Origin of the sequence: Paenibacillus xylanivorans, assembly GCF_001280595.1 — a bacterium.
GTDB classification, from domain to species: Bacteria; Bacillota; Bacilli; order Paenibacillales; family Paenibacillaceae; genus Paenibacillus; species Paenibacillus xylanivorans.
Window position 1 is genome coordinate 187,373 of record NZ_LITU01000050.1, and the last position, 18,457, is coordinate 205,829.

17 protein-coding genes are annotated in these 18,457 nt (G+C 44.8%); 10 read left to right on the top strand and 7 right to left on the bottom strand.

The window, feature by feature from the left end; genetic code table 11:
• Positions 1–12: 12 nt before the first annotated feature.
• The 4 genes from AMS66_RS08640 to AMS66_RS08655 all read right to left on the bottom strand — a co-directional run bounded on the left by AMS66_RS08640 (position 13) and on the right by AMS66_RS08655 (position 3,776).
• A complete protein-coding gene (locus tag AMS66_RS08640; RefSeq protein ID WP_053780407.1) occupies positions 13–990 on the bottom strand; it encodes an alpha/beta fold hydrolase in 978 nt (325 codons plus the stop codon).
• A gap of 83 nt (positions 991–1,073) precedes the next feature.
• Complete coding sequence (locus AMS66_RS08645) at positions 1,074–2,051, bottom strand: type I phosphomannose isomerase catalytic subunit (RefSeq protein WP_053780408.1); 978 nt, start codon at positions 2,049–2,051, stop codon at positions 1,074–1,076.
• Between the two features lie 185 nt (positions 2,052–2,236).
• Complete coding sequence (locus AMS66_RS08650; protein WP_053780409.1) at positions 2,237–2,821, bottom strand: class I SAM-dependent methyltransferase; 585 nt, start codon at positions 2,819–2,821, stop codon at positions 2,237–2,239.
• A 1-nt stretch (position 2,822) separates the two neighbouring features.
• Entirely contained in the window at positions 2,823–3,776 is a 954-nt protein-coding gene (locus AMS66_RS08655) for a TIGR01212 family radical SAM protein (RefSeq protein WP_053780410.1), read from the bottom strand.
• A 272-nt stretch (positions 3,777–4,048) separates the two neighbouring features.
• Here AMS66_RS08655 and AMS66_RS08660 point away from each other — a divergent pair, with 272 nt between their 5' ends.
• Positions 4,049–4,249 (top strand): hypothetical protein, encoded by a 201-nt coding sequence (locus AMS66_RS08660; RefSeq protein ID WP_053780411.1) that lies wholly within the window; start codon positions 4,049–4,051, stop codon positions 4,247–4,249.
• A 152-nt stretch (positions 4,250–4,401) separates the two neighbouring features.
• Positions 4,402–5,151 carry a tRNA (guanosine(46)-N7)-methyltransferase TrmB gene (gene trmB / locus AMS66_RS08665; RefSeq protein ID WP_053780412.1) on the top strand — a complete coding sequence of 250 codons (750 nt, stop codon included), beginning with the start codon at positions 4,402–4,404 and terminating at the stop codon, positions 5,149–5,151.
• A gap of 115 nt (positions 5,152–5,266) precedes the next feature.
• Here trmB and AMS66_RS08670 read toward each other — a convergent pair whose 3' ends face one another.
• Entirely contained in the window at positions 5,267–7,513 is a 2,247-nt protein-coding gene (locus AMS66_RS08670) for an AraC family transcriptional regulator (protein WP_053780413.1), read from the bottom strand.
• A 401-nt stretch (positions 7,514–7,914) separates the two neighbouring features.
• Here AMS66_RS08670 and AMS66_RS08675 point away from each other — a divergent pair, with 401 nt between their 5' ends.
• The 3 genes from AMS66_RS08675 (at position 7,915) to AMS66_RS08685 (ending at position 11,407) form a co-directional block, all read left to right on the top strand.
• The gene (locus tag AMS66_RS08675) at positions 7,915–8,820 is read left to right on the top strand and encodes an ABC transporter permease (RefSeq protein ID WP_144424451.1); all 906 of its coding nucleotides are present in this window, start codon (positions 7,915–7,917) and stop codon (positions 8,818–8,820) included.
• 30 nt (positions 8,821–8,850) lie between these two features.
• Positions 8,851–9,750, top strand: a complete 900-nt coding sequence (locus tag AMS66_RS08680; protein WP_053780415.1) for a carbohydrate ABC transporter permease — start codon at positions 8,851–8,853, stop codon at positions 9,748–9,750.
• Between the two features lie 103 nt (positions 9,751–9,853).
• The gene (locus AMS66_RS08685) at positions 9,854–11,407 is read left to right on the top strand and encodes an ABC transporter substrate-binding protein (RefSeq protein ID WP_053780416.1); all 1,554 of its coding nucleotides are present in this window, start codon (positions 9,854–9,856) and stop codon (positions 11,405–11,407) included.
• A gap of 82 nt (positions 11,408–11,489) precedes the next feature.
• On the opposite strand, the gene AMS66_RS08690 is transcribed toward AMS66_RS08685, so the two are convergent.
• Both AMS66_RS08690 and AMS66_RS08695 read right to left on the bottom strand, forming a co-directional pair.
• Positions 11,490–12,638, bottom strand: a complete 1,149-nt coding sequence (locus tag AMS66_RS08690; protein WP_053780417.1) for an MGDG synthase family glycosyltransferase — start codon at positions 12,636–12,638, stop codon at positions 11,490–11,492.
• 50 nt (positions 12,639–12,688) lie between these two features.
• Positions 12,689–13,216: a phosphatase PAP2 family protein gene (locus AMS66_RS08695; RefSeq protein ID WP_053780418.1), complete on the bottom strand. Its 528-nt coding sequence runs from the start codon at positions 13,214–13,216 to the stop codon at positions 12,689–12,691.
• Positions 13,217–13,929: 713 nt separating this feature from the next.
• Here AMS66_RS08695 and AMS66_RS08700 point away from each other — a divergent pair.
• The 5 genes from AMS66_RS08700 to AMS66_RS08720 all read left to right on the top strand — a co-directional run bounded on the left by AMS66_RS08700 (position 13,930) and on the right by AMS66_RS08720 (position 18,270).
• On the top strand, positions 13,930–15,168 hold the full coding sequence (locus tag AMS66_RS08700) for a glycosyltransferase family 2 protein (protein WP_053780419.1): 1,239 nt from the start codon (positions 13,930–13,932) through the stop codon (positions 15,166–15,168).
• A 312-nt stretch (positions 15,169–15,480) separates the two neighbouring features.
• Positions 15,481–15,975 carry a translation initiation factor IF-3 gene (infC, locus tag AMS66_RS08705; RefSeq protein ID WP_024628309.1) on the top strand — a complete coding sequence of 165 codons (495 nt, stop codon included), beginning with the start codon at positions 15,481–15,483 and terminating at the stop codon, positions 15,973–15,975.
• A gap of 24 nt (positions 15,976–15,999) precedes the next feature.
• Positions 16,000–16,203 (top strand): 50S ribosomal protein L35, encoded by a 204-nt coding sequence (gene rpmI, locus AMS66_RS08710; RefSeq protein ID WP_017689665.1) that lies wholly within the window; start codon positions 16,000–16,002, stop codon positions 16,201–16,203.
• 88 nt (positions 16,204–16,291) lie between these two features.
• Positions 16,292–16,651, top strand: coding sequence for a 50S ribosomal protein L20 (gene rplT, locus AMS66_RS08715; protein ID WP_017689664.1), 360 nt, complete (start codon positions 16,292–16,294; stop codon positions 16,649–16,651).
• A gap of 578 nt (positions 16,652–17,229) precedes the next feature.
• Complete coding sequence (locus tag AMS66_RS08720) at positions 17,230–18,270, top strand: BMP family lipoprotein (protein WP_053780420.1); 1,041 nt, start codon at positions 17,230–17,232, stop codon at positions 18,268–18,270.
• Positions 18,271–18,457 lie beyond the last annotated feature (187 nt).

Below are 18,457 nucleotides of genomic sequence, written 5' to 3' on the forward strand. Positions count from 1 at the left end.
GTTTGCATCGCATTATACGGAATCGGCGGTTTCAGCATGTGCTGTAGAATGATGGGTAGTTTGGTCAGGCATATGCCTTTCCAGCCACTCCACGACATGCCCGGCTACCTCAGTCCGATTCGTCTCATGCAGCATTTCGTGGCGTCCCCCCGGATAGAGGCGGTATTCAATATCCTCAAGCTGAAGCTCCCGATATTGGGAGACCAGGTTAAGCACTCCTTTGCCATGAAGTCCAACCGGATCTTGTTCACCCGAGAAGAGATATACAGATTTATCCTTGGGAATACGTTTCATGTTGCGTGGCAAGTGAATGTCCAACAGCAGTTTGAAAAAGTCACGGAAAAAGCCTGCGGAGCAGACGGCTCCACACAAAGGGTCATCAATGAAACGCTTGACCTCTTCGGTGTCCCGAGACAGCCAATCAAACGGTGTTGTTGCTGGACGGAAAGAACGATTGAATCCACCGAATACGAGCGCATTGAGCAGCAGACTTGGATGAGCAGTTCCCTGAATGCCACACTGCAGGAAAGCCAATTTCTCTCCAATTCTAAGAAGACCACGTTTGCCATTGGTGCCGGACAAAATAAATGCATGGTAACGTTCGTGGCCAGCATACATGAGATGCTGCACCAAAAACGACCCCATGCTGTGCCCCATCAGAAAGAGGGGCACAGCAGGGTTTTCTTTGGCAGCAACTTCGCCCAGATTCATCATGTCACTCGCCATCCAACGGAAAGCATCGACGCCGGCATTGCCCAACAAATTCGAGTTTTCTACCGTTTTGCCATGACCACGATGATCGTTGGCGTACACAGCGTAGCCGTGAGTGGTGAGTTGTTGGGCAAATTCAGCATATCGGGCAGCGGTCTCGCTCATGCCATGTGCAATCTGGACCACACCTTTAACGTTGCACTCCGGATCGGGAAGCCAGCGGTACACATGAATACGGGTACCTTCATCGCCAACCAGGCTAAAGGCAGATTCCTGCATCTCGTGTAAAACCTCCTTCACAGGTCACATTAAAGCCAATTCAGTTCAATAAAATAACCTTGAATACATATTTGATTATTCGATTAAGGCAAATAAGAGCGAAGAACAGTGGTGTTGCCATCCAGCGTATAAGAGCCTAGGTTGGCAGGCAGTAAGTAACATTGTCCTGCTTTCAGTTCAATCTTATCCGAATCCGCGTTATCCCACTCCAGGGTCCCACTACCTTCACACACCACAAGAATAGTGAAGCTTTCAGCACTTGTAGAGAGTTCCCAGCGTTCTGCGACAATCCCTTTTTCCACTACAAAATAAGGGCATTCCGCAAGCTTCAGCCACTCACCTGGAGTCGCGTCGTTGGTTTTCATCGTTGTAGCACCAGCGCCCTCATAAGCCGTTACATTCAGTGAATCTTCAACATGCAGCTCACGTGGTTTGCCATCCAGACCCGGACGATTGTAATCGTAAATCCGGTAGGTTGTATCCGAGTTTTGCTGGATCTCAGCAACAACGACACCTGCACAGAGAGCATGTACCGTTCCTGCAGGGATAAAGAATGTATCTCCAGCTTCAACAGGAACTTGACGAAGGGTATCCATCACTGTACCATTCTCCAGCGCTTCCTTCAGTACCGCACGATCAACGCCCTCATTCAAGCCATAAATGATGTGTGCTCCCGGTTTGGCGTCAAGCACATACCACATTTCCGTTTTGCCAAGCTCGCCGGGAGGCAGAGCCTCGTAATCATCCGTTGGATGAACTTGTACAGACAGATCGTCGTTACAGTCAAGCAGTTTGATCAGAAGGGGGAAACGTCCGCCCTTTTCCGATACACCTTTGGTTCCAAGCCATGCTGTGCCCAGTTGTTCACGAACTTCATCGAGGCCTTTTCCAGCAAGTGCTCCATTTAATACTTTGGTTGTACCATTGGGATGATCCGCAATCATCCAGCCTTCTCCTATATGTCCTTCAGGTGGCGTCAGGCCGAATTGCTCCAGCGCGCGACCTCCCCATACACGTTCTTTGAACTCTGGTTGAAATTGCAGTGGGTATGGCGTAGGCATTCCTAATCTCTCCTCTAGTATATGAAATGGTGGATCGCTTTAATCAATCATGACCGCGTAGCTGGCATGAATGTAACAGTGAATACGGTTGCACGTCTTTATGTAGAACACAAATCGCTTAAATCGATCCAAGATTACTTTGTTGCGATTGTGTCTAGTTTATTGTATTTGTGGGATAAAGGAAATTATTTTTTCTCGATGCCAATCAGAAAAGGGGAGGCTTCACGCTGCAATTGGCGATAGATCACCACCTGTGCCTTCTCAACAGGCAGAGCAGAAGACCACTCAAGTACCGCATCCGCTTCCTGTGATCCTCCATCATGACCTGGATACAGCACAACGGAAATAATGCCTCGCGGCTTGAGCAAATCCAGTGCAGCCTGAAGTGCAGCAATGGTACTGTCTGTTTCCGTGATTATGGTGGAGTCCGCACCTTCCGAAGGTAGGTACCCCAAGTTGAACATGACAGCACCGACATTACTCTGCCATGTTTCAGGAACGGCTTCAGCCATTCGATCATGGCTTAATTGAAGCAGAGAGATGGAGCCCAATTGGGCACTGTCCTCTTGTTTGCGAATACGGGCTTGTGCCAGGGTAAGGGCCTCGCTCTGAATATCGAAACCAATAACTTGACCGCGTTTACCCACTTTTTGTGCCAGAAATAAAGTATCCGCCCCTGTACCTACCGTTGCATCAATGGCTAAATCTCCAGGCTGTAGACGGGAAGAAATCCACTGATGGGCACAACTTAAAACCGAAAGAAAGCCCATTTTATGCCCCCCTCCAGTATTTTCCCTGCCAAGAATCCCGCTCACGCAGCTCACGATCAATGGAGTTCAACACTTCCCATTTGTTCATGGACCACATCGGTCCAATCAGCAAATCACGCGGGGCATCCCCTGTAAGGCGGTGTACAATCATTTCAGGTGGCAGCATCTCCAGCGTATCGACGATCAGTTTAATATACTCGTCTTGTTCTAGGAAACGAAGAAGCCCGGCTTCATACTGCTTCACCATTGGCGTTTTGCGCATCAGATGAAGCAGATGAATTTTGATCCCCTGCACATCCATGTTGGCAACAGCCTGTCCGGTATCCAGCATCATTTCATGGGTTTCCTGCGGCAGTCCGTAGATGATATGTGTACACACCCGAATATTCCGTTTGCGCAGTTTCGCAACGGCTTCCTCATAACACTGAGTATCATGCGCACGGTTAATTAGGGTTGACGTGGACTCGTGAATCGTTTGCAGCCCCATCTCAACCCATAGGTAGGTGCGTTCATTCAATTCAGCCAAGTAATCAACGACGTCATCCGGTAAACAGTCAGGGCGAGTGGCAATGGATAGACCCACGACACCGGGCTGTTTCAAAATTTCTTCAAAGTATTCACGCAGTTCCTCAACAGGAGCGTATGTGTTGGTGTAGGCCTGGAAATAGCCAATGTAGTGGGCTGTAGGCCATTTCAGATGCTGTTTATCCCGAATGGTATTAAATTGGGTGACCAGATCATCGCGTCTGCTACCGGCGAAATCACCAGATCCACGAGCGCTGCAAAATGTACAACCACCTTTGGCGATGGAACCATCCCGGTTCGGGCAGGTGAAACCGGCATCCAGCATCACTTTGAAAACCTTATTGTTAAATTCGTCTCTCATTTCGTAATTCCAGGTATGGAATCGTTTATCTCCCCACAGAAGAGGAGGTTGTATTGAAGGTGCATTCATCTTCAGGGTACTCCTTTGGCTTACCTAATGGCTTGCTTGATCTTTTACCGAATTCGACTCTTTTTGAACTTTTACCATTGTATCAAAAAACTCAAAAAAAGGGGAATCTGGTCGCAAAAATAGGCCGTAGAAACGTGGTTTTATCCTTGCTATAGTTTACACATTATGTTATATTTAAACCAACGTCAGACACCATCTAATGGGTACTATTCATCATAGCATTTGAATCAATGTTGACGTCATGGACCATACTATACCGTGAGGTGATATGAATGAATTCCCAAGTTAAACATAATGACCTTCATCATGTTTCTGTAGAACTGACGGCAGAAGAAGCTCTGGCTTTGACAGGTGTTCGTTTCAATGGCAATCCGAAAGTGAAAGCGGCTGCAAGACAAAAAGTTCGCGATGCTTTCGAAAAGACATTTGATTTTTCACACCAAGATAAGGTAGACTATGAACTATTAAAGTAGTTGGACCCCAATTCCAAATAAATCGAAGAGGGAATCTTTGAGATTTGCCCCAAAGTGGCAGATCCGAAGATTCCTTTTTCATTGCTCTTTACAATTCGCCGGTTCTTCGGCAAAATGATTCTGAGACAAGTATGGATAAACGGAGGAATAAGATGCGTTTACGTGGCAGAAAAGGGATTCGTGAAAATCTGGAGCAACAAGTCGATCTCGTTGTTCTTGATCCCAAACAGTACAAAGGAAAATGGTCTGAACTGTTTGGTAATGACCATCCGATTTTTGTGGAATTTGGTATGGGTAAAGGTCAATTTATCAGCCAAATGAGTTATAAATATCCGGAATTTAATTTTATCGGTATTGATATGTATGACGAACTGGTGCGTCGTGCCAGCGAGAAGGCTCGGAAAGCATGGAGTCAGGCGGAAGTGGAGACACCTCCCAACCTGAAGCTGGCCCTGGCCAATATCGAACAGATCGAGGAAGTATTCGAAGAGGCAGAGTTAGAACGGATTTATCTGAACTTCAGCGATCCGTGGCCGAAAGCCAAGCATGCACGCCGTCGTTTGACACATCCACGTTTCCTTAAGAAATATACGGAATTGCTAAATAAAAAGGGACAGATCCATTTCAAAACAGATTCGGAGACATTGTTTGATTTCTCCCTCAATGCGATTGCAGACTTTGGTATGCAAATGACCAATCTGTCCCTGAACCTTCACCGCGATGGATTGAATGAAGAGCATGTCATGACAGAGTATGAGCAGAAATTCATGGGCAAAGGCATGAACATTCACCGTGTTGAAGTAATCGTTGGTGAAGATGCTCTGAGCGAGTACCAACAAATCCGTTTGGACAAGTATAAAGTGCGGGAAGCTGCGGACGAGTCTGGCGAAGATCAAGAGTAATATGTTCAAAAAGCGTGATATGCGTCTGGCTACCAGACTCTCATATCACGCTTTTTTCTATTTTAATAAAACTAAACCTCATGACACCGCTTGTGGTTCTTCGTTTTACTAGCTGTTAAAGCTCCGAATGAAGTTCCTTACGACGATAATCGTTGGGAGTAACCCCGTTGAATTTCTTAAACATCCGATAGAAATAAGAACTGTTGGTGAATCCGGTTTGCTCGGCTATATCAGCTACAGATTTTTCCGTCTCAATGAGCAGATATTGGGCTTTGGCTATGCGCGTCTCGTTAATGACATCGGTTAGACCTTTTAACGTTAGCTGTTTGTAGAGCCTGCTGACATATATGGGTGACATGGCTAGTTCATCTGCAATGGAGGTCAGGCAAAGATTGGTGTCTGCGTAATCTCGTTCAATAATGCAGTTGATTTTGCGAATGAGTTCTTCGTGTTTGAGTGTTCTTTTTTCTTCTACTTTGGATCCAAGCTCGTCGAACATGTGATAAAAGTGTGCGTGAACTTCACTGAGATCCTCGGCATCATGGATCGGAAGCATTGAACGGTCGGAGATGGATTCAAGCGTAAGCTGGTTATTCTTTTTGAGTGTGTTTCGTACATGATTAAGAGTCATGGTCAGATGGGACAGAGCCAGTTGAAATACGGTAAATGGATAGGTTGCCGTTTCACTCACGATGTCTGCATAGACCTGTTTGGCTTCGCCTGTTTTGCCCGTCATAAGGTAATCAATCAGCTGTCTCTCTTTTCCAACAGGGAAAGCATATTCTTTGGCATGATACGCCATAATGTCCGAGGTATAGATCAGGCATCCAGGACCCATGAACAAACGGTGAAGCGAAGCTTCTGCTGATCGGGTGTAAGAAGCAATACTGTTTTCCAGTGAATCTTCCGCTGGCCCGATCGTAAAAGAAATGGAGCATCTCAGATGTGTCATCACGGCAGCCTGCATCATGCGCAGCAGTTCCTCAATGGAGCCATGGTCATAATCAGCTTCATTCTGAATTTTATCATTAAAGATAAGTGTGATCAGATCGCCGCCCATATCCACAGCTTCGGTGTGATAGTAGAGGTCAGCCGTTTCTGTGCAAATGTTCATCATCGCGTATTTTACAAGTTGGACTTCATCCCGGTAGGTTTCACTGAAGTCGGTAAAATGATCAATACGAAGTAGTACCAGTCTGGTTAGAAGATGAACATCAACAGCAGAGCCATAGAACTTCATTCGTTCCTCCAGCATGCTTCCTGTTACCGTTTCCCTTCCTTGCAAAGCCCCACGCAAAAAATCCTGTCGCAAAAGATGCAGACTGCCACGACGCTCCGCTTCCATCACACGCATACGGACAAGCACTTTATCAATGGGATGATATAGCTTCCGTGAAACGAGGTAGGATAAAAGCACTCCCGCAATTAATAGCCCAAGACAAAAAAGAACGGTGTGTGTTCGCATATTGCGAATATCTGTGGTAATCAGGTCGTAAGGCGTGATTCGTACATAGCGCCACCCAAGGTTGTCAGGAGCGGTGTAGGTAATAAGAGACTTCTCTCCATCAACCTCTGCGGTAAAGTAGGCGGACTGCTCCGTATTTTGCAGGATTGGCTGCATAAACGTTTCATTGGACAGGTCTTTCATCAACGTACGATCACTGAAATCGGACAATAACTGTCCCTGTTCATTGATAATAAACGTTTTCCCGGGCTGATCGACTGAGTTCATATTGGGACTGAGCCAGTCGTCCTTGATATTTACAACAACCGCATAATTCAGTGTGGCATTGTCATTGATCGTGTCATAACAGAGGTACGTATAGCTGCTAACCTGAGTTTCCTCAGTGGAACCAACTTGGTATGTACGCGGAATGGGAACAAAAGGCTTGTAATCATGGAATCGGTCGAGGATGCTTGTAATCCCCTTATCGTCAATTTCCGAGATGGACTGTTGTCCATTGCGAACTTCATTGGAACTGATAAAGAACTCATCATTTTTGGAGTTATATACATAGATGGATTCGATAAAAGGGAGGGACATGCGATAGTTGTCGAGTTGCTCCATCGCTGGCGTAATTTCATAGATACTCGGATTTGAATACAGCAGCAGAGCAGAGATGGTGTAATCCTGATAAATCTGATAAGACAGTGATTTGGCAGTCTCAGTCATCTTGGAGACTTCCCGACTGGTTTGGGTAAGACCATTCACATCTGTTCCGTAGACCTGACGAAGGGCGATACGATTATAGTTGACGTACAAAATGGTAGAAGCCACAAGCAAGGTGGCAACGGTGCTAACAATAATGCCAATGAGAATCCGTGCAAACACCTTCTGGCTGTCCTCTGAACGTTTACGCATGACCTTTCCTCCCGTGGACCTCCTGTTTTGGATGAACAAAGTTAGACTTCATAGCGAAGGGTAAGATTTCATATATGGGCGTGGTGAATCACGGATGTATCTTGGATTATATATTATGTATGCGTTTACATCAACGACAGACGGCGTGCTATGCCCGATTTCCTTAGCTAAAGTTCAACTTTCGCTGTATTGTTCACTAGGTTCAACCTATGCACGATATCAACTTTTGTGAACGCTCTGTCATTCATTGCAGTGTTCGTTCATATTGTTCATATTCCGTTTCGCAGAATCGTTCATGATCCGGCCGAATGATTCAGTATCCGGTAGCGCTCAGGGCATCTACAATAAAAACAGAGCTCCACTGCGCACCACGCCGCAAGAAATTCGGGAGGGATCGAGCCATGCTCAAAGAATTGAACAAAAACAAAATCATGTTCCTGATGCTGCTGCCTACACTGATCTTTTTTCTGATTAACTCGTATTTTCCGATGGTCGGCATCTATTATGCGTTTACCCGCTATGATTTCGAAGGTGGTTTGTTCGGCAGTCCATTTGTTGGCCTGGAGAACTTCAAGTTTCTGTGGCAATCAGGAATGCTGCTGAAGCTGACATCCAACACCGTGGGGTACAATCTGGCCTTCATTATATTGGGAAACGGGCTAGCGATCTTCTGTGCAATTTTGCTTAGTGAAATTCGGGGGAAAGTGTTTAAGAAAATTACGCAGTCGGTCATGTTTTTACCGTACTTTATCTCGTTTGTACTATTAAGTGTAATCGCTTACAACATGTTCAGCTATGAATCCGGTTTTGTGAACACCGTACTCAAACGTTTTGAGGCGGGTCCAATCGATATTTACAATACACCCTGGATCTGGGTGTTCCTGATCATCATTTTTTATCTATGGAAAAATCTCGGGTACAGCATGGTCATCTACCTTGCAGCCATTACAGGTATCAGCGATGAGTATTACGAAGCGGCCCGGATTGACGGAGCTAACATCTTTCAGCGTATTTGGTACATCACCGTACCGATGCTAAAACCGACATTTGTCATCCTGCTTTTATTCTCGCTCGGAAGCATTATGAAGGGGCAGTTTGATCTCTTTTACCAACTCATAGGAAATAACGGTGTCTTATATAACGCTACAGACATCATCGATACGTATGTGTACCGTTCTCTGAAAGTAACGTTCGATATCGGAATGGCTACCGCGGCAGGTCTGTATCAATCGCTGTTTGGTTTTATCCTGATCATGACCGTGAACTATATCATCCGCAAAATCAATGAGGACTACGCCTTGTTCTAGAAAGCCCGCAGGGCAGAAGGGAGAACCACCATGCATACACATGCCAGAGATTCCGAATTCACCTTATTGTTTCAAGTCATCGCTTACAGCGTGATCCTTATTCTTTCCTTAATCTGTATCGTGCCATTTCTTTTGATTTTATCCGGCTCCTTCAGCAGCAACGAATCCATTGTGAGGGATGGATATCACCTCTTTCCTACCGATTTTTCCCTGGAAGGTTATAAGATGGTGTTCAAATTTCCGACCCAGGTGCTCAAAGCTTATGGTGTAACGGTTTTTACAACCGTTGTGGGTACGGCTCTTGGACTGTTTCTCATTACAATGGCGGGATTTGTACTGCAACGCAAAGATTTCAAGTACCGGAACGCCTTCTCGTTTTTTATCTACTTCACAACCCTCTTTGGTGGGGGATTGGTACCTTGGTACATCATGCTGGCAAACTATTTCAATCTTACGGATACGTATACCGTGTTGATTTTCCCCGGACTGATGACACCATTTCTCATTATCCTGATGAAAAACTTCATTCGTTCAGCTGTTCCGGATGAGTTGATTGAGTCAGCCAAAATCGACGGAGCGAATGACTTCCGCATTTACTTTAGCGTTGTGCTGAAGCTGGCGATGCCTGGCATTGCCACTGTAGGGTTATTTCTGGCACTGGGATACTGGAATGACTGGTTCACATCTTCATTGTTCATTAACAACCCGGATATGTACCAGCTGCAATTCTACTTATATAACACGATGAACACGATTACCTTCATTGACCAGATGGCGATTGGCACCGGTATTACACTTAGTCAGGATGTACCTACCGAATCGACCAAAATGGCGATGGCTATTGTGGTTACTGGCCCCATCTTGTTCCTGTATCCATTTGTGCAGCGCTACTTTGTTAAAGGGCTTACCATTGGTGCGGTGAAAGGTTAGAACGTGCACGCGCTGTGGGGACAGATTGCGGGGGAGCTGTCTGTCCGTCTGAACTACGGCGAGTCTGCGCTAACATATAAGGTTGATCACAAAAAAAGGGAGGATGCGTATGCGTAACAAAACAATTCGGCACCTGTCTATGGTACTTGCCCTGATGCTGTTCGCCGGGGTGCTTGCCGCATGTAATAACGGTTCTGGGGGATCGGCGCAAGGAAGTGAGCAGTCAGGTTCTACTGAAAACAAAGGGGAGAAGGTAACACTGCAATTCTACATGCTTGGTGATGCACCCAAGGATCTGCCTGTAATTGAATCGGAAGTCAACAAGTTGGCTGAAGCTGATCTGAACGTCAATGTAAAATTCAACTATACCTCCTGGACAGACTGGGATCAGAAATATAAACTACTTCTATCTTCCGGTCAACCGATTGACCTGATCTTTACGGCAGATTGGACGTTCTATCAGTCCTATGCGAAAAAAGGAGCATTCCTGCCGTTGGATGAACTACTGCCTAAGGCAGCACCAACACTTAAAGCTTATGTACCTGAAGATATGTGGAAAGCGGTAACAGTCAATGACAAAATCTATACTGTGCCATCTACATGGACTGAATATGTTACTGAAGGTATTGCGTATCGTGAGGATTTGCGTGAGAAGTACAATCTGCCCAAACCGGAATCTCTGGAGACCCTCGAAGCCTATCTGGAGGGAATCAAAGCCAATGAACCGAGTATGATTCCAATCGCGGACAGCAATGCGAACCATACCCATGGTATTCGTCAATTGACATCCAAGCTGGTAAATACGGCAGGTCAGCTCTCTTATGGTCTGGACATCATGTATGATACACCATCCAATATCACTTCCTATTGGGGGTCTGCACAGCATCTGGAAGATCTGAAAACGTATAAACGCTGGATGGACAAAGGCTTTTTCCCGAAAAACGTGCTGAATGTAAAGGATACGTCCAACTCATTGCTGCAAAATGGCAAATCGGCTGTTGTTCTGTCGGGAGAGAACCCGAACAAATTTAATGCGGATGTGATTAAGGTCCAGTCCACTCACCCGGATTGGAAGCTCGGTTATTTCCCTTACCCGAATGCAAAAGGGTTTGCACAACCCGTTCATCCGATCCACAATGGTTTCGCCATTCCACGCAGTAGCAAAAACCCGGAGAAAGCACTCGCATTCTATGAGAAACTGGTTACCGACAAACGTTACAACTGGCTGACCGAATATGGCGTGGAAGGCAAAAACTTCGAAGTCCAAGACGGTTATTATACAATGGTGGGCGATGCCCAGACCAATGGATTCCCGCGCGAAGGCATGAATGGCTGGGCTTGGCGTAATCCGGAATTCATGCTCTACGATAAGAGCTTTGATGATGTGCTTGCTATTTTTAAAGAACTGGACAAAATGAAAAAGCCGGATATTTACACCGGATTTGCAGAGGATTGGACGCCATATCAAGCTGAGAAGGCTGCCCTAGAGCAAGTAGAGAAGCAGTATTTGTATCCGCTGAATGTGGGATTGGTTGAGGATGTAGAAGCAGGGCTGAATACTTTTATGGAAAAAGCCAAACAGGCAGGTCTTGAAAAGATCCAGAGTGAGTACACCAAACAGTGGCAGGATTACTTGAAGTCTGCTGGTATTCAATAGTTTGTACTTTTCTTCATATTAAAAAAGGTGCCTTCGATTCGAAGGCACCTTTGCTGTGTACATGCAGGCTTGTTTGAAGCCGTTACAGTCTGGCTTGGTCTGCCGAGTAGGGACGCAGGTCCAGAAGGTCGATAATACTCTGTGCGCTCTGCATCGGGTGATACTTGGCAATCTGCGCCATGTGGCGTTTACGTTTCCGAACAATGTCAGGGTAGTTATGGAGCAGCTTATTCATCCATTTTACAACAACGTCAAGTGAAGTAATCGGCTCTCCCAAACCTCGTGCAGTGAAATACTGAACATTCTCTTCTTCCTGGCCCGGTATGGGATTATGGAACAACATGGGGATCCCTTTTGCCAAACCCTCACTGCATGTCATCCCGCCCGGCTTGGTGATCAGGAGATCGGATACTTCCATTAATTTGTCCACTTCATTGGTGTACCCGATGATATGGATATTCTCTTTTTGATACAACGGATTTTGCTCCATGCTGATTCGGCTTTTGTCATTGCGGCCGAGGCAGAAAATAATCTGAACATCCTCATGCCATCGTGTCAATAATTGGTTAACCACTTCATCACTAAGCATTCCCCAACCACCGCCCATCACAAGCACAGTAGGCATGTTCTTCAAATTGAATTTGCCTCGGATCTCATCCCGTCCGGGATGTTCCCAGAAATTGGGGTGGATCGGAATGCCGGTAACTCGAATTTTGTCTAAAGATACACCCCGCAGCATTAATTTGGACTTTACCTCATCTGTCGAAACAAGGTACAGATCCACTTCTGGGCTAATCCAAGTCCCGTGCGCGTCATAATCGGTAATGACTGTACAAAGTGGAACCTGTACACCCAGACGTTTCAGTCTGGATATGACGGCACTGGGAATAGGGTGGGTGCATACGATAACATTCGGACGAAGCTGACGCACAATACTGCGTGTATGGGTATAAAACAATTTATGCAACGCGAGTGTAGTCAGCCGGTTCAAAGATTTTTTATATTGGTGCCTGTATACATACCCGATGAGCTTGGGCTGATTAATGACCGTTTTTTTGTACGCTGTAATGATGAGTGGCGCAACTCTGGGGTTCAGAAAACTTCCCAGCTCAAGCACTTTGGTTTGCACATCCGGCGAAAGTTTTCGCAAACTGCTGGACAGCGCATAAGCGGCTTGAGTATGACCGGCGCCAAAGCCTTCAGATAATAGTAATACTCTTTTTTTCTCCACGCTTGCTTCACCTGTTCCTGCGAGGTTTTCCTTAGTCTAACATATTCACATTATGTCCATAAAGCAACTGTTGCAAGTGCGACTAAAGTACCGATCGTAGCACCTGCGAGCACATCTGAGGGATAGTGTAATCCCAGGTAAATTCGTGAAAATCCGACAATTAATGCAACAGGGAGTAACAACAACAACAGGAACGGCTCCATTGCCATAAAAGGAACCGTAACCGAGAATACGGCAGTAGTATGCCCTGAAGGGAATGAATGGTCCGTCAGGGGATTGCGGAACGTAATCGTATCCGGCAGGGCCAGGTAAGGCCGAATGCGTGGATACAGCTTTTTGGCGATGGCTACGGGAATGTGGCTAACCGCCAGAGCGATGCATGCCTGAAGTCCTGCTGTACTCCAAGGAGCTGGAGCCAGCAGCCAGATGAGTAAGGATACTGCAATAGAAGAAGTTGCTCCTCCCAGATGGGTGAAATAATACAGCCAAAAGTTCATAAAACGATTATGAAGTCGACCATTAATCCACATAAATACATTTCGATCATACTCTTGAAACTTTACGAATAAACGGCTCATATTGGCCTCCTGCCAGTCAGGCCCCATGTTGGCGGCAGTATTTCCGGTAAATTGCTGTGTCCGGTGTCGTCCTGATTAGTATATAACCGTTTTTTCGTGAACTTGAGGTTATTTCAGGTATATGTTTATCATATTTTTAAATGTTGTCCTTTTCAAGAAGAACACATGTGAAAAAGGTAAAATTCATGTTAAAGAGTGGATATACACCCAACTTAACTTTTTGACTCGGACGATCTAAAAAAGATACAATGATTCAACATGGCTGAAATGCGGTTAAAAAATTGTGAGTAAAAGACTGAACTTTTTGAGGTCTGTTTACGTTATTTGATGTAGAGCCTCTGTCGATATGTATCAGCCTGATGAAAAAAGCAGGGACTTTAGAAATAAAAATCAAGTAAACGGCTGAAAATAAGATATAACAGGCATGAATGCGAGGTTGGAGTATCACAAAGTGCCTATTCAGCGTTTAAAGTTCACATTTCTGCTTCAGGAAGTGGAATTGCGGTTTTGACAAATGGCTGAAAAGAATACAAAATCGATAAAGCAGCCAACTGGCATCAACCATGCTTGAAACATTGTCTGAAATATTTGCGTAGTAAACAAAAGAACAGGGTCATATTCTGCGCGTCACAAAAAAAATAAAAGTGCAGAATCCAGGAAGAGAAACGAATTAAAGTAATCTGGTTTTGAAAAAAAGGGGGTAACAGAGAACGATGTTGGACGCTATATTCGTCACGATGCAGGTCATTCTGGCACTGCTAGCCGTGTACCAATTCACGTTTTCGCTGTTCGGTCTGATTAAGAAAAAGAAAAAGAAACATTATCCGGCGACAAAGTCATTCGCTGTACTCGTCGCAGCACACAATGAGGAACAAGTCATTGGTGCATTGATGGAGAACTTGAAACAACTGGATTACCCGGAAGATCTGTACGATGTGTTTGTCATTTGCGACAACTGTACGGATGGAACGGCTCAAATTGTAAGACAGCATGGATTGAATGCTTGTGTACGTACGAATGCTGATCTCAGAGGTAAAGGGTATGCCATCGAATGGATGCTTAAATACTTGTGGAAATTGCCACGTCAGTATGACGCAGTCGTCATGTTTGACGCGGATAACCTGGTTGACCGTAACTTCTTGCTCGAGATGAATGACGACTTGTGCAATGGTTCGCGTGTTATTCAAGGATACATCGATACGAAAAATCCGGAGGATTCTTGGATCACTGCAGCATATGGCGTATCTTACTGGTACATCAACCGTCTGTGGCAGTTGTCCCGTCATAATCTGAATATGGCGAATTTCCTCGGAGGTACTGGAATGTGCTTCGAGACCAACCTTCTCAAGGAAATTGGCTGGGGCGCTACAAGTCTGGTTGAGGATTTGGAGTTTACGATGCGCAGTGTTCAGCGTAACGTATATCCTGTCTTTAACTATGATGCCAAAGTATTTGATGAGAAGCCGTTGACCTTTAAAGCTTCAGCAAGACAACGTCTTCGCTGGATGCAAGGTCACTTTACGGTTGCACGCAGATATTTCTTCCCGCTGTTGTGGCAGAGTATCAAGGAAAGAAGCTTGGTGAAATTTGACCTTGCTGTGTATGGAGCAAACGTGTACGTTGTTTTGCTTACATTCCTGATGACAGCTGTCTTGTGGGTGGATACAGTGATATTTAGTGGTCCGCATATCGCAAACATATATGGCTACTTCCCGCTTTGGGTAGGGTTCGTAGCGATTGGTCTGAATGTCCTGACATTCTTGTTGTCCATGGCGCTGGAAAAGGTTACTTTTGCCAAAGTGTATCTGTACCTGATCTTGTTCCCGATTTACCTTCTTTCTTGGTATCCAATTACGTTCTATGCGTTCTTCACGCAGAACAACAAACAATGGAGCCATACCCAACATACACGTGTTGTACGTTTGGATGAGGTGCAGAGCAAGCAGGGATAATAAATTATTGACTTGGATGAAAGTATCTCTGTAAAAAACATTGTAGAGATGTTGACAATCGTTTTGCAGGATGTTATAGTATTCAAGTGCGTTAAATGAATAGCTATGGAATCACAAGTAGAAGTCCGACTTCTCACCTGATCAACAAACATGTTGACTGGTCAACGATCCCAATAATTTATGAAGTGTATACTCATGAAGAATTGTGTTGATTACAGGGATGTCGGTAGCTTAACCGGCATCCCTTTTATTTTTTTGTGTAACTGGATATTCAAAATGACCTGGAGGTGGACGGTTATTAGTAAAGATCACATGATTAATGATGAGATTCGGGCGAAGGAAGTGCGCCTTGTCGGAGCTGAAGGAGAACAAATTGGGATCACGCCGATTCGGGAAGCACTGCAAATGGCGATTGACCTGAACTTGGACCTGGTCAATGTGGCACCACAGGCTAAACCGCCGGTATGCCGCATCATGGACTATGGCAAATTCCGCTATGAGCAACAAAAGAAAGACAAAGAAGCCCGTAAGAACCAGAAAATTGTTGACATTAAAGAAGTATGGTTCCGTTCCAATATTGAGGAGCATGATTATCAAACGAAGCTTCGTAATGTAGTTAAGTTCTTGAAAGAAGGCGACAAGGTAAAATGTTCCGTTCGTTACCGCGGACGTGAAATTGCGCATGCCGCCATTGGTCAACGGATTTTGGAGCGCGTTAAGGTGGAGGTTGCAGAACTCTGCACCATCGAACGTCAGCCAAAATTGGAAGGCCGCAGTATGATCATGATTCTGGCTCCTAAAGCCTGATAACATTGAAGGAGGAAACACAAAATGCCTAAAATGAAAACACACAGCAGTTTGAAAGGACGCTTCAAAATTACCGGTTCCGGTAAAGTCCTGCGTTACAAAGCTCACAAAAACCACTTGCTTTCCCACAAATCAAAACGTGCTAAGCGCGTTCTGAACGGCAACCCAGTTATGGCTGCCGGGGACGTAAGACGTTTGAAACAAGGTTTGGCTAACTTGAAAGGCTAACTTGAAATAGTACATTCCGTATGGGGGATCGGCCTAGGCCGTACACATACCACGGATACATTTAATATTTATTGGGAGGTTCTTTAATATGGCAAGAGTAAAAGGCGGTTTTGTAGTACGTCGTCGTCATAAAAAGGTTTTGAAACTGGCAAGAGGTTATTTCGGTTCCAAACACCGTATTTTTAAAACAGCTAACGAGCAAGTAATGAAATCCCTGGTATACGCATACCGTGACCGTCGCAACACAAAACGTAACTTCCGCAGACTGTGGATCGTTCGTATCAATGCTGCAGCACGTATGAATGGTTTGTCTTACAACAAACTGATCCATGGATTGAAACTTGCTGGTGTAGACATGAACCGCAAAATGTTGGCTGATCTGGCCGTTAACGACATCAATGCGTTCAACTCTTTGGCTACTGTAGCTAAAGGCAAAATCAACGCTTAAAATTGTTTATGCAAGCCGCCGTACCTATGGCGGCTTTTTTTACGACTTAAAGAATGATCTACTCAGAAGTGCCGGGTTGTGCGAAACGAATATGCTGCAGTCTGTAGGGACACAATGAAAGCATATAACGGCTGAATAACAGGCTGTGATAATACATAAATTACGAACGGTGAAATAATGCAAACAAAAACAGGGTGAATCCACTTTTTGCTAGGAGGTGTGATAAGTTTTTGTTATGTAACATCACATCGTTGTAACGTTATTGTGTTAAACCGTTAAAATATTAAGCGCTTTCAATAAAAAAAGAGCAAAAATAAGTGAGATTTGGTGATGAAACATCTGGATTTTACCACGGGTTGAATGTATAATCACCTCTGTAGGCTAGTCCTAAAATTTTCTCTTCGAGTCATAATGTTCGGTTTTTCGACAGGTGACACAATCTTTTAGAGGTAAGAATGCGCTTTTAATGTCGAAGAAACCATACATTCTGCATAAAAGCCATATTATCGATCTGTTGAACCGTTCCATTTTGGCCTGGACAGGAATTAGGTATATATCATTAAGGGGGAACAAGAGAAATGAAAAAGATGCTCAGCTTGTCTTTGGTCATGTTGCTGGCAGTATCGGTTATGCTCGCAGGTTGCGGTAGCAAACCGAAAGAGGAAACAAATGCCGGAGGAACTACAGGTGGCGAAAACACTGAAGCTAAATCCGATTTGAAAATCGGTATGGTTACTGACGTAGGTGGAGTTAACGACAAATCGTTTAACCAATCCGCTTGGGAAGCTCTGCAAGCAACTGAAACTGAAACAGGTGTAGCTGTTAAATACCTGCAAAGTAAATCCGATGAAGAGTACATTCCAAACCTGAACGAGTTCGTTAAAGGTGGATATGATCTGACTTGGGGTATCGGTTTCCAATTGGCTGATGCGATCAAGACTGTAGCTGAACAAAATCCTGATTCCAAACTCGCGATCATCGACAGTGTTGTTGATGCTCCTAACGTTAAATCGGTAACATTTGCTGAAGAAGAAGGTTCTTACTTGGTAGGTGTTGTAGCTGGTCTGACAACTAAATCGAACAAAATTGGTTTTGTTGGCGGTATGGAAAGCCCACTGATCAAAAAGTTTGAAGTAGGTTTCAGAGAAGGGGTTAAAGCTGTTAATCCTAATGCTGAGTTCATTCCCAACTACACAGGTGCATTTGATAAGCCTGACCTGGGTAAAGCAGCAGCAACAACACTCTACAACAAAGGCGTAGATATCATTTTCCACGCTTCCGGTGCTACTGGTAATGGTGTGTTCAAAGAAGCAATCGCTCGTAAGGAACAAGGTCAAGACGTTTGGGTTATCGGTGTAGATAAAGACCAATCCCTGGAGTTTGGTGATGATGTAACACTGACTTCTATGATCAAAAAAGTTGACGAAGCTGTTAAGCGCGTAAACCAAGAAATCATCGATGGAACATTCAAAGGCGGAGCTGAGAATCTGACTTTGAAAGAAAACGGTGTAGGTATCGCTGATACTTCTACGAAAAATGTTTCTGCTGATACACTTGCAAAAGTGGACGAGTACAAAGAAAAAATCATCAACGGCGAAATCAAAGTTCCTACAGAGTAATCTGATTTTGCTGTAAAAATGAATAATCATAGAGGCCGGTCTTGACCGGCCTTATGATTGTCAGAGCAGGAAAATTTGCTCAGGTCATCTTAACAATTGTACAAGCTATGTAGTACGTGCTTGGGAACAGCGCAAGGTAACAGCAAGAAGACTTCGTATCAACGCTCCGGTAGGAGCTTTTCTTAAG